The 12,455-nt window shown below is 64.0% G+C and carries 6 protein-coding genes; 3 read left to right on the top strand and 3 right to left on the bottom strand.

The features are described from left to right. Positions 1-1,521, bottom strand: coding sequence for a sphingomyelin phosphodiesterase (sph, locus tag DXT74_RS12110; protein ID WP_194426062.1), 1,521 nt, complete (start codon positions 1,519-1,521; stop codon positions 1-3). 334 nt (positions 1,522-1,855) lie between these two features. Between sph and DXT74_RS12115 the strand changes: the two genes are divergently transcribed. Then, entirely contained in the window at positions 1,856-2,674 is an 819-nt protein-coding gene (locus DXT74_RS12115) for a class I SAM-dependent methyltransferase (protein ID WP_194426063.1), read from the top strand. Between the two features lie 17 nt (positions 2,675-2,691). Here the strand turns inward: DXT74_RS12115 and DXT74_RS12120 are convergent, their stop codons facing one another. Beyond that, positions 2,692-3,423, bottom strand: a complete 732-nt coding sequence (locus tag DXT74_RS12120) for a transglutaminase-like domain-containing protein (protein ID WP_194426064.1) — start codon at positions 3,421-3,423, stop codon at positions 2,692-2,694. Between the two features lie 300 nt (positions 3,424-3,723). Beyond that, positions 3,724-5,064 (bottom strand): glutamine synthetase family protein, encoded by a 1,341-nt coding sequence (locus DXT74_RS12125; protein ID WP_019103796.1) that lies wholly within the window; start codon positions 5,062-5,064, stop codon positions 3,724-3,726. Positions 5,065-5,467: 403 nt separating this feature from the next. On the opposite strand from DXT74_RS12125, the gene DXT74_RS12130 reads away from it, so the two are divergent. Further along, the gene (locus DXT74_RS12130) at positions 5,468-8,788 is read left to right on the top strand and encodes a DUF748 domain-containing protein (protein ID WP_194426065.1); all 3,321 of its coding nucleotides are present in this window, start codon (positions 5,468-5,470) and stop codon (positions 8,786-8,788) included. A 241-nt stretch (positions 8,789-9,029) separates the two neighbouring features. Beyond that, a complete protein-coding gene (locus DXT74_RS12135; RefSeq protein WP_043638973.1) occupies positions 9,030-11,888 on the top strand; it encodes an adenosylcobalamin-dependent ribonucleoside-diphosphate reductase in 2,859 nt (952 codons plus the stop codon). Positions 11,889-12,455: the final 567 nt, after the last annotated feature.

Consider the following 12,455-nt stretch of genomic DNA (forward strand, 5'->3'; position numbering starts at 1 on the left):
TCAGCGCTTGCTGTTTTTATAAAGCAGCTGCGCCTTCCAATCCTGCCGCTGCGGCTGGCGCGTGATGCTGACGCGGAAGCGTTCGCGCGGGCCGATATTGGGCTGCCATAAATACAGTTGTCCATCGTGGGCGCCGCCGTTCCAGGCGGTCAGATAGTAGTCGTTCTGCCTTGCCCAGTCCTTGAAGCTGACAATATCGCCGTCCCGCAGGCAGCCGTCCGGCCGATCCTGGATCTGCAAGCGCAGCTCCGAGGAGGCGTTGAGCGGGCCTTGCTTGGTGTAATAGGCGTATTGATTGGCGTCCAGGCCGCCCCACCAGGTCCAGAACCAGCCGGGGCGGTCCGCCCGTTCCACCCGCAGGTAGTCGCCGGAGCGCAGGCAGCCGTTGTCGCGCATGGCGAAGTTGTTGGACAGGTTGAAGCGCGCTGCGGGGCCATTGCCGGGGCTGGTCTTCAGCCAGCCGTCGTTGGCGGCGGCGCTTTGCAGCCATTGGCCGTTGCCCAGATTTTGCAAGCTCACTTGGCGGTAGCTGCCGGCCTGGTCGGTATAGGATTGCGTGGGGGTGGCGGCGTCCGCCCAGGCAAAGGCTTGCACCGGGTAGTGGTCGCTGTAGTCGGTATAGGCATAGGTGTGCTTGCCGACGGATTGCACCGTCCACTGCGGCGACGGCGCGTCCAGCGCCAGATTGTGCCAGGCCGCCGGCTGGCGGTGGGCTTTCAGCGTCAGGATGTAGTCCAGGTATTCCGGTGCGTCGCCGCCGCGCGCGCCATAGCGTTCCAGCGCCAAGCCGTTGCGGGCAGTGTCGAAGCTGTCTGCGACGCCGGCGTAGCGGGGTTCATTGGCCTGCAGGATGTCCAGCATCGCGCGGTATTCCGCCGGCTTGCGGCGGTCCACGTTCATGTCGCCGGCTATCAACACCATTTCGTCCTTGGGCAGCCGCCGCGCGCGTAGCCAATCGGCGATTTCGCGTAGCTGGGCCTGGCGCACGGCGGCGTGGTCTTTGCAGCCGCTGTCCTCCGATTGAAGATGAGTGCCCAGTACGTGATAGTACTGGCCGCCCACTTGCAGCTTGGCGTAGGCGAAGCCCTTGAGCGCGTATTGATCCCAGCTGCAGCCGGCGTTGCGGAACAAATACTGCCGCTTTTCCACGATGGGCCAGCGGCTGACGATGGCGACGCCGCCGTCTTCCGGCCTGGCTCCGTCCCAGCCCTCGGTGCCGTCCCAGCCGTTTTGGCTGCGGCCTATCACCGGGGTTTGGTGCGGGAATCGCGCTTTCAGGCCTTGCAGTAGCGCCTCGGAACTGCTGTTGTCCTGAAGCTCCTGAAACACCGCCACGTCCTGCTGCCGCAGGATGGGCGCGGCGGCGATCAGGCGTGCGCGTTGTTCCTGGCCGTAGTTGGGATAGAGCGACTGTGGCAGCAACATGGCGTTCCAGGTGGTCAGCCTGAGGTCGTCGGGATAGGCGGCGAGGGCGGGGGTGGCCAGCAGCGCGGCGCACAGTGCCAGGCAAGCTTTCATCATGTCTCCGAGGAGTGGGGGAGCGCAAAGCTTGAATGGCCTTGTTTGCAGAATTGCTATGTCATTTAAATTTGATCTGGCGTAAAATGGCGACCGCGCCGGCCATGTCGGCGCCCGTCCGTTTGCGCGGACGCGAGTCTTGCCCTTTCCCGATAGGAGCGCGCCGAAATGAAACTGTAATGCCCGTCACTCGTTTGCCCAGCCTGGGCCGTTTGCCGCATTGCCGTTTCTTTCGTTGTCATGCTTCGTCTTCGCTCCCTGATGGGAGCCGTCCATGTCTCTATGGACGCGGCCTTGGCTGGGTGTTTCCCATTCTCTGAACAGAACAGGACTCCCCATGTCGGTACACGCTTCCCTTGATATCTTTTCGCATAACCAGGCCGCCTGGGACCGCCAGGCCGAGCAGGCCGGCCCGTGGTCGCAACCAGTGGACGCCGCCGCCATCGCCACCGCGCGCGCCGGCGATCATCAGGCGCGGCTGACGCCGGGACCGCTGCCAGCCGGCTGGCTGGATCAGGTGGCCGGCTGGCGTATTCTGTGCCTGGCCAGCGGCGGCGGTCAGCAGGGTCCGCTATTGGCGGCGGCAGGGGCGGTGGTCACAGTGTTCGACGCCTCCGAGCAGCAACTGGAGCGCGATCGGTTGGTGGCGCGGCGCGAAGGGCTGACGCTGACGACGGAGCAGGGCGATATGCGCGATTTGTCGCGCTTCGCCGACGCCGGCTTCGACTGCGTGTTCCACCCGATTTCCAATCTCTACGTGCCGGACGTGCGTCCGGTGTGGCGCGAGTGCTTCAGGGTGTTGCGCCCGGGCGGGCGCTTGCTCAGTAGTTTTTTCAATCCGGCGGCCTTTATCGGCGACCGCGACCCGGCGTATGCGCGTCAGGGCCTGATTCGGCCGCGCTACCCAGCGCCGTATTCCGATCTGCGCGATCTGGAGCCGGCGGCGTTGGCCGCCAAACGGGCCGGCGGCGAGGCGCTGGTGTTCGGCCATAGTCTGGCCGAGCAGATAGGCGGCCAGTTGGAGTCCGGCTTTTTGTTGGCGGGTTTCCACGAGGAGATGCAGCCGACGCCGCGCTTCGTCATCGATGGCTATCTGCCGGCCTTCATCGCCACTTGGGCTAGCAAGCCGGAGGCCGCGGGCGGCGTGTCGTCATAGCGGCCGCGCCGGCCGGCTTACCCGGCGGGGTACAGCCGGCTGTTCAGATAGCGTTCGCCGCGGCGGCGCAGTGGCGGGGGCGCCAGTTTCAGCCATTGGTTGAAATGCAGGCCCAGCAAGGTGTTGTTGCCGGCTTCTTCCTGTAGCGCGATGGCCAGGCTGTCGTAGACCGGGTCGTCGTCGTGGAGGTCGTCGGCGCTGGCTTGGGAGAAGCTGTCGGCGTTCGCGTTCCAGCGGCAGTCCGCGCCCAGGCGCAGTCCATAGCCGCGCGGCAGGCCGGAGGCGAGCAGGCGCGCGTATTGACGCTCGAAGCCATCGGGATCGAACAGATAGCTGTCGCTGTGCAGCCAGCGGCCGTCCAGCCGCGCTTGCATCAGGCCGTGGAACAGGTGTTCCGGCAGGCACAGGTAGACCGGGGCGGGCACGGCGTGGCGGAGGATGCGTTTGTCCAGCCGCACGAAGCGCAGCCGCGCCGGGATGCCGGCAGTGGTCAGCAGCGCGCGCAGCAGGTCGCCCTGGGCGTTGCAATGGCCGCGTCCCAAGGCCAGCGTGCGCTCCGGCGTGACGGTTTCAAACTGGCTGGTGAAGCCGAAGCGCACATGGCCGCGCACGAAGTCGTGCAAGGCGCGGCAGTAGTCGTGGTCGTTGTCTGGGGAGGTGTCGCGTTGCACCTGGCGCAGGGTTTCGCTCAGGCTCAGCCCGGCGCGAGGCGCTGGGCGGACGGGGTCTGGCTGGTGGCTTGGGTGCATGGAATGCTCTATCGGCCTAGGTTAGCCATATTGAATATTCTGGGGCGGGGATTGTCAATGCACAGTTTGATGACGCCGGGGCGGAAAAGCCGCCAGCCTGGAAGAGAGGCCGGCGGCGAGCGTTCTGCGCCTAAGAGTCTGTTCATCATCTGCTGCGCTTTGTGAGGCGTGACACGGTGAGTGCCGCTTCGAAATGCTCATGTACCACTTGACCATTCCGCTTTCTCAGCGGTTTTCGCCTTGTCTCGCTCTTGCTCGCGAGACTTTAGAACGGGCTCTAAGAAACGCGCTAAGCGCCGATCAAACGTGCAGCAGCAGGAAGCGACGCTCCCACGGGCTGATCACGTCAAAGTACTCCCGGTACTCGGCTTCCTTGATGGCGCTGTAAGTGCGGATGAAGTGTTCGCCGAACAGGTTGGTTAGCGGTTCGCACTTGAGCAGCATGTCGATGGCGTCGTCCAGGTGGCGCGGAAGTTGGTGAGGCTGCTCGTAGGCGCTGCCGGTCAGCGGTTCGGACGGCATCAAGCCCTGTTTCATGCCCAGGTAACCGCAAGCCAGGCTGGCGGCGATGGCCAGATAGGGGTTGACGTCGACGCCGGCCAGGCGGTTTTCCACCCGCCGCGCCTGAGGGTCCGAGTGCGGCACGCGCAGACCGCAGGTGCGGTTGTCGTAGCCCCAGGACAGGTTGATCGGCGCCGAGGTGTAGCGGCTCAGCCGGCGGTAGGAGTTCACATAGGGCGCGAAGAAGGGCATGGCCGGCGGCAGATAGTTTTGCAGACCGCCGATGAAATGGAAGAATTTCTGCGAGGGCTGGCCGTCCTTCAGGCTGAAGATGTTTTTGCCGCTGTCCTTGTCCACCACGCTCTGGTGCAGGTGCATGGCGCTGCCGGGCTGGCCCTGCATCGGCTTGGCCATGAAGGTGGCGTACATATTGTTGCGGATCGCCACTTCGCGCACGGTGCGTTTGAACAGGAAGACCTGGTCCGCCAGCGCCAGCGGGTCGCCGTGGTCCAGATTGATTTCCATCTGGGCGGTGCCCATTTCGTGGATCAGGGTGTCTAGTGCCAGCCCCTGAGCCTCGCACCAGTCGTACATCACGTCGAAGATGCCGTCGTATTCGTTGACGGCGTCGATGGAGAAGCTCTGCATGCCCGCTTCGGTGCGTTTGGTGCGGCCTACCGGCGGGCGCAGCGGGATGTCTTCGTCCGGCTGGATTTCCACTAGGTAGAACTCCATTTCCGGCGCCACCACGGCTTTGAGGCCTTCGTCTTCGTACAGTTTGAGGATGCGCTTGAGCACGTTGCGCGGCGCCAGGTCCACCGGGCGGCCGTCGAAAAAGGCACAATCGTGGATGATCTGAGCGGTGGGCTCCAGGTTCCACGGCACTGGGCGCAGGGTGCTGGCGTCCGGGATCAGCCGCATGTCGGGATCGGCGATGGAGGTGAAGTCCTGGTCCGGGTAATCCCCGGTCACGGTCATGGAGAGCACGGCTTCCGGCAGGCGCAGGCCTTCGGCCGGATTGTATTTATGGCGCGGCACGATTTTGCCGCGGGCGAGCCCGGTCATGTCCGGGATCAGGCATTCCACTTCGGTGATGCGATTGTCGTCCAACCATTTGTTGATTTGTTCTGCGTTATTCATAAACCCTCTGTTGTCATGTGTGCGCGCCCGAGCTGCTGTCGCGCTGGGCGTTGTGCCGCAAGGTATGCGGCCGCTGCGCTTGTACTAAAAATAATCTACGGTCCAGTGTGCGGCAGCCGGGGCTGCGCGGGCAGGCGGGACGGGGCTGGAATCGGGCCCATTGATGGATCGGCAATCCGGGTGCTCCTCTCTGATTTGATAAAACGGCCAATGCCGTTTTGAATGGGATTGATCGTTCTTGGTTCGAAATGTTCAATATTTTGAACGAATGCATGCTAGTACCGGCGTGTGGACATTCGCAATGATTATTGACTGAATGTTGGCCAGCTGTTGGTTTGCGGCAACAGGGAAATCTGCCACGGGGACTGTTAAGACCTCTTTATGAGTATTAGAATTAGACGATATGGAAAACGATACCGAACAGATAAGACCCGCTTCAGATTCCAACTCGCCATCGCCGAAACCGCGCCGCCGCTGGCTGCGCTGGGCGGCGGTCCCCATTGTGTTGTTGGCCTTGTTCTGGGGGTTCCTGGGCTGGCTGGCGCCGGGCATGATCAGCGACGCGGCCTCCAAATGGGCGCAGGGCATAGGCCGCACGCTGAGCATGGGCGAGGTGAAGATCACGCCTTGGGAGATGTCGCTGGAGATAAGGGATCTCAAACTGAGCGAGGGCGACGGCCGGCCGCTGTTCGCGGTGAAGCGGGCGTATCTGAACCTGGACCCGTCCATGCTACTGATCGGCCGCTGGCAGGCTCAGGAGTTTTCCTTGGACGAACCGAGGCTGGCCTTGGCGCGCAACCGTGCCGGTCAGTGGAACTGGGCCCATTTCGTCGCCGACGCCGCCGGGCCGGCCAAGCCCGAAGGCGGATCGGACAAGCTGCCGCGGCTGTTGATCAAGGCCTTGAACATCCGCAACGGCCAGGCGCAGTTGTCGGACCGGCTGGGCGGCGACGAGCGCTTCACCATGGTGCCGCTCAATCTGTCGCTGGTGGACCTATCCACGCTGCCGGAAAACGGCAGCTACACGATGCAGGCGGCCTTGACCGACGGCACCCGTTTCAACTGGAAGGGCAGCATCAATCTGCAACCGCTGAAGTCCGACGGCGAGGCGCAGATGGCGGAGCTGCCGCTGGCCTCGATCTGGCCTTATGTGCAGCCACATTTCAACACCGCCGCGCCGGAAGGCCGTTTGTCCGTGTCGGCGCGCTACCATTTTGAAATGTCCGGCAAAACGCCGGAGTTGACGGTGTCGCCGTTCCGCGCCAGCCTGCTGCGCTTCGCGTTGAAAGCGCCGGGCGGCCGCAGCGAACTGACGATCCCGGAAGTCCGCGTCGAAGGCGGCGCGCTGGACTTGGCGCGTTCAATGTTGAAAGTGCAGTCCATCGAGCTGGACCAGGGCCTGGCGATGGCCGGGCGCGACCGCGACGGAACGGTGGATTGGCAAAAGGCGATTCCGGCCGCGCCGGCCGTCGCCAAGCCTCAGCCGGCGGAAGCGCCGCTGCCGTGGTTGGTGAACATCGAGGCGATCAAGCTGCGCAACTGGCGCGTGAGTTACGCCGATCAGGGTTTCCGCCAGCCGCTGGCGCTGGAGGCCAAGCTGCCGCTGTTGTCCGGCCGCTTCGCCTTGTCGCCGGACCATGGCTTCGCGCTGACGGGCATGCTGGCGCGGCTGGACGAGCTTAAGCTGGGCGCGCAAGGCGCGGAACCGGTTTTGAGCATGGCCAGCGCGGAACTGGCGTCCAGCCAGTTATTGCAACAAGGCCGCCGCATCGAGCCGGGCAAGCTGACGCTGAGCGGCCTTGAGGCCAAGGTGGAGCGCGACCGCGCCGGCCAGATCAATCTGGCCCGCTTGTTCGAGTCCGCTGGCCGTGCCAAACCGGTCCCCGCGCCGACGCGCGCTCAGAGCGAGGCGGCGCCGGCCTGGAAATTCTCTTATCCGGAAATGGAGTTGCGCGACAGCCAGTTGAGCTGGACCGACCGCGGCCTGCCCAAGCCGGTGAGCGTGGCCTTGTCCGGCCTGGGCGGCATGGTGGAAGTGGACGACGGCCAGCGGCTGGCGGTGGACTTGGCCGGCAAGCTCAACGGCGGCAAGCTGGCGGCCAAGGCCGATATCGACGCCTCCGCCGGGGCGCTCAAGGGCAAGTTGCGCGCTGACGGGGTGCAGCTGGCGCCGTTGGCGCCCTACGCCTTGAGCGGCACGCCGCTGCGCTTTGGCGGCGGCGCGCTGTCGGCGGATTTGAACCTGGATGTTGGCGCGCGCGGCTGGCGTGTGGGCGGCTCAGCCGGCGTGACGCGGCTGGCGGTATACGAGCCGGGCGAGAAATTGCCCTTGCTGGGCTGGCGCGATCTGCAAGTACGCGGCCTCAGCGCCCAAGGCATGCCGCTGAAAGTGGCGATTAACGATGTGCGGCTGCAAGCGCCGGCGGGGCGACTAGTGCTGGACGAGAAACGCGAGCTCAACGTGGCCCGGCTGTTTGCCGGCCAAGGGGGCGCCAAGCCGGCCGCGCCCAAGGCTAAGCCGGGGCCGCTGCCGTTGGTGGAGGTGAGGTCCATTCACGTGCAGGGAGGCCGGGTGCAGTTCGCCGACCACGGCATGAAACCGGACTTCGCCACCGATATGCACAATCTGCGAGGCTCCATCCAGAACCTGTCCACCCGCGCCAATCGGCGCGGCAACATCACGCTGGACGGCGACGTGGACCAGTTTGGCGACGTCAAGGTGCGCGGCGCGCTGTCGCCGCTGGCGCCCACCGACAACACCGACATCACGCTGGCCTTCCGCAATATCTCCATGGGCACGCTGAACCCGTATTCGATGAACTTCGCCGGCTGGCAGGTCAAGGACGGCCGCTTGTCGGTGGATCTGCGCTACCTGCTGGAGCAACGCCAGCTCAAGGGCGAGAACCGGGTGGTGATTGATTCCCTGCAACTGGGCGACGAGCTGTCGGACAGCGAGTACAAGGGCCCGCGGCTGCCGTTGCGGCTGGCGGTGGCTATTTTGGAGGACAGCGATAAACGCATCGATCTGGACTTGCCGGTGGCCGGCAGCCTGGACGATCCGCAGTTCAGCTACGGCAAGATCATCTGGAAAGCCATCGTCAACGTGGTGACCAAGGTGGTGACCGCGCCGTTCCGCGCATTGGGCGCCTTGCTGGGCGGCGAGGGCTTCGACGATATCCGCTTCGTGGCCGGCGAGGCCAATGTGACGCCGCCGGAGCGCGAGAAGCTGGTCAAGGTGGCCGGGCTGATGGTGAAGCGGCCCAAGCTGATGCTGTCGATCAGCGGCGGCTACAACGCCAACGCGGACCGCAAGGAGATGGCGCGCGCGCAAACCGATCTGGCGATCTTCGCCGCCGCCGGTCATCAGCTGGGCGCCGGCGAGCCGCTGCCGCAGCCGGACATGCAGGACGGCGAAATCCTGTCCGCGGTGAAATCGGTGTACGGCAAGCAGATCGGCCGTTTCAAGCTGCTGGGCCACACGCTGAAGCCGGGCGGACCGTCCGGAGCGGCCTTGGGCAAGCTGCTGCGGGACGAGTTGATCGCCGCGCAGAACATCACCGACGCCAGCCTGCAGCAATTGGCCAAGCAACGCGCCGCCAATGCGCGCGCGGCCATGATCAAGACCGACCCGGCCCTGCAGGAACGCATCCAGTTGGGCGAGCCGGTCAAGGTCTCCGCCGGCCGCGACGGCGTGCCGCTGGAGGTGAAACTGAAGACGCCGTGAGGCGACGGCCGCGCGTCGTGTTTTTGCCCATGACAATAGGGAAAAACGGCGGCGGGGTGGAATAGCGCTTGATATGTGTCAACGAACGGCGTAACTACATATAGTGTAATACGCCGTTTTTCTTTTCCAGATGTTGCGTATTGGACGTGTCGAAACCTTTTGCGGCTCACACGGTCCATTGCATGCTGGAAGGGGGCCGCCCTGGCCGCCGCAAGCCGCAATTCAAGAGGAACCGGGAACCATGAAGCAGGAAAACATCGCCGCCATGACCGAGCAGGATATCTCCCGCGAGGTATTGCTGGAAAAATACGCCAAGAACGGCGAACACAGCGTGAGCGAAGTGCGCCTGCGCGTGGCCAAGGCGCTGGCGGCGCTGGAAAGCGACCCGGCGCGTTTCGAGCCGCTGTTCTATCAAGCGCTGGAAAACGGCTTTATTCCCGGCGGCCGCATCAATTCCGCCGCCGGCACCGATTTGCGCGCCACCTTGATCAATTGCTTTGTGCAGCCGGTGGGGGATTCGGTGTCCGAAACCGAAAACGGCAAGGTGGGCATTTACGAGGCACTGCTGCAGGCCGCGGAAACCATGCGCCGCGGCGGCGGCGTCGGCTACAACTTCTCGCGCATCCGCCCCAAGGGCGCGCGGGTCAAGGGCACCAACAGCCGCGCGTCCGGCCCGGTGTCCTATATGCGGGTGTTCGACCGCAGCTGCGAGACGGTGGAGTCCGCCGGCGCGCGTCGCGGCGCGCAGATGGGGGTGCTGGATATTTCTCACCCGGACGTGGAGGAATTCATCCACGCCAAGGACCAGGGCGATTTACGCAATTTCAACATCTCGGTGGGCGTGTCCGACGACTTCATGCGCGCCGTGGAAGCGGACGCAGCCTGGGAACTGACCCACGCGGTGGAGCCCTCGTCCGACGCCTTCCCCGGCAGCTACCAGCGCGAGGACGGCCTGTGGGTCTACCGCGCCGTGCCGGCGCGTGAACTGTGGCGGCAGATCATGGCTTCCACCTATGACCACGCCGAGCCGGGCGTGCTGTTCATGACCCGCATCAACCAGGACAACAATCTGTCCTATTGCGAGGTGATTGAGTCCACCAACCCCTGCGGCGAGCAGCCGCTGCCGGATTACGGCTGCTGCGACCTGGGCTCCATCAATTTGTGCCGCCATGTGCGCCAGCCGTTTGGCGATAAGCCCAGCTTTGATTTCAAGAGCTTCGAGAAAGTGGTGCGCATGTCGGTGCGCATGCTGGACAATGTGCTGGACCTGACCGTGTGGCCGCTGGAGGAGCAGCAGCGCGAGGCCCAGGCCAAGCGCCGCGTCGGCCTGGGCTTCACCGGCCTGGGCGACGCGCTGATCATGCTGAAGATACGCTATGACAGCGAGGAGGGCCGCCGTTTCGCCAGCCGCATTTCCGAGGCGATGCGCGACGCCGCCTACGACGCCTCCGTGGATCTCGCCATCGAGAAAGGCGGTTTTCCGCTGTTCGACGCCGACGCCTACCTGGCCGCTCCGCATTGCGCCAGCCGTTTGCCGGAGGCGATCAAGGCGCGCATCCGCAAGCATGGCATTCGCAACTCGCACCTCTTGTCCATCGCGCCCACCGGCACCATTTCGCTGGCCTTCGCCGACAATGCCTCGAACGGCATCGAGCCGCCGTTCTCCTGGTTCTATACCCGCAAGAAGCGCATGGCCGACGGCAGCCAGCAGGAATATCTGGTGGAAGACCACGCCTACCGCGTCTACCGGATGCAGGGCGGGGACACCAACGCCCTGCCGGACTACTTCGTCTCCGCGCTGGAAATGAGCGCGCTGGACCATATGCGCATGGTGGCGGCGGTGGCGCCCTATATCGACACCGCCATCTCCAAGACGGTGAACGTGCCGGGCGATTATCCGTTCGACGATTTCGAAAGCCTGTATCTGGAAGCTTGGCGCGCCGGACTGAAAGGGATTACCACCTACCGGCCCAACAGCGTGCTGGGTTCGGTGTTGTCGGTGGAGCCGGCCAAGCCCAGCGCCGCCACGCCGCAGGACTTGTCCGGAAGCGGCGACGGCGATCCGGACCGCCGCGTGGTGCTCAACACCGCGCCGACGCCGGCCTTGTCCAGCTTGAAGTGGCCTAACCGGCCCAAGCTGAAGGAAGGCAACCCGTCGTGGACGTTCATGGTGGAAGGGGACGCCGGCGACTTCGCCGTGGTGGTGGGCCATGTGGAGAACGGCCGAGTGTCGCCGTTTGAATGCTGGGTCAACGCCACCGAGGAACAACGCGGGCTGGGCGCGGTGGCCAAAACCCTGTCCATGGACATGCGTTGCCGCGATCACGGCTGGCTGGCCGCCAAGCTGGATGCGTTGTCGCACACCAACGGCGACAAACGCTATGTGTTCGACCTGGGCGAGCGCACCGTCTACGCCACCTCGGCCTCGGCGGCCCTGGGCCAGGTGGTGCGCCACCGCGTCGAGCAACTAGGGGCATTGCCGGCGGATCAAAACGAGCCGACGCCGGTGATGGACGCGCTGTTCGCGCGCAAGGAGCCTAAATCCGGAACCGACGGCACCATGAGTTGGTCGGTGGACGTCAGCAACCCGCAAACCGGCGACGACTTTGTGCTCTTCATCAAGGAACTGGTGCTGCCCAACGGCCAGCGCCGACCGTATTCGATGTGGCTGGCCGGCGCTTACCCGCGAGAGCTGGACGGCCTGTGCAAGATGCTGAGCCTGGACATGCGGGTGATAGACCCGGCCTGGATCGGCCTCAAGCTGCGGAAGCTGCTGAGCTACGCCGAGCCGCAGGGCGATTTCTTCGCCCGCATCCCCGGCGTGGAGAAGTCGCAGAGCTGGCCGTCCACCGTCGCCTATCTGGCGCAACTGATCATCCATCGCTACGCGATGCTGGGAGTGTTGACCGAGGAGGGCGTGCCGCTGGAAGAGATGGGAGTGATGGTGCCTGAGCAAAGCGACCTGTTCAGCCCGGAAGCCAGCGCCGCCTTGAAACAGGTGCCGGGCAAGCCCTGCCCGGAGTGCGGCAACCACGCCTTGATCAAGAAGGATGGCTGCGAGTTTTGCACCGCCTGCGGTCACGTAGGCGCTTGCGGTTGAGCTTTAGACGGGTTGATTGACGACAATGGCCCTGTGAGTGACAGCATAAGCTGCGACTTTGCCACCATAAGCTGCGACTTTTGCCGCCATAAGCTGCGACTAAACATATTTTCGCTTTCGCTGTAGTTTTATGACAATGACCTAATATCTTTTGGTCGTGGGGCATTTTCTTGTTGGCGATGGATTTCCCCGCGAGAAAAAGCTCGGCAACCCAAAGGATGCGCCGAGCTGATTGAAAGTTCACCTGCTGGCACTGGATAGGGGCCAGAGGCCAAGGTTCTAAGTATTGACGGCGACAAGTATCAGGCTTAGCACCTCAGCGTGCGGGTCTTGCATTGATCCCGGGATTGGCTTCGAAGGCCAGAACCGACAGCAGGTGACCGGCCTGTTGCGGACATACGGAGTCGCTAAATCTTCTGCTCAAAGTGCGGCTGGTGTGAATTGAAATGCTGCCCTCAACATTTAGTTCAACGGCGGCCGAACGATGCGCTCAATTCAGAGCGTCGAGCGATTTTAGGCATCCGCTGTAACGTACTGTTAGGCGAAGTCAGAACGGTAACCGGAACT

The organism is Chromobacterium sp. Rain0013, assembly GCF_015291765.1.
Classification (GTDB): domain Bacteria; phylum Pseudomonadota; class Gammaproteobacteria; order Burkholderiales; family Chromobacteriaceae; genus Chromobacterium; species Chromobacterium haemolyticum.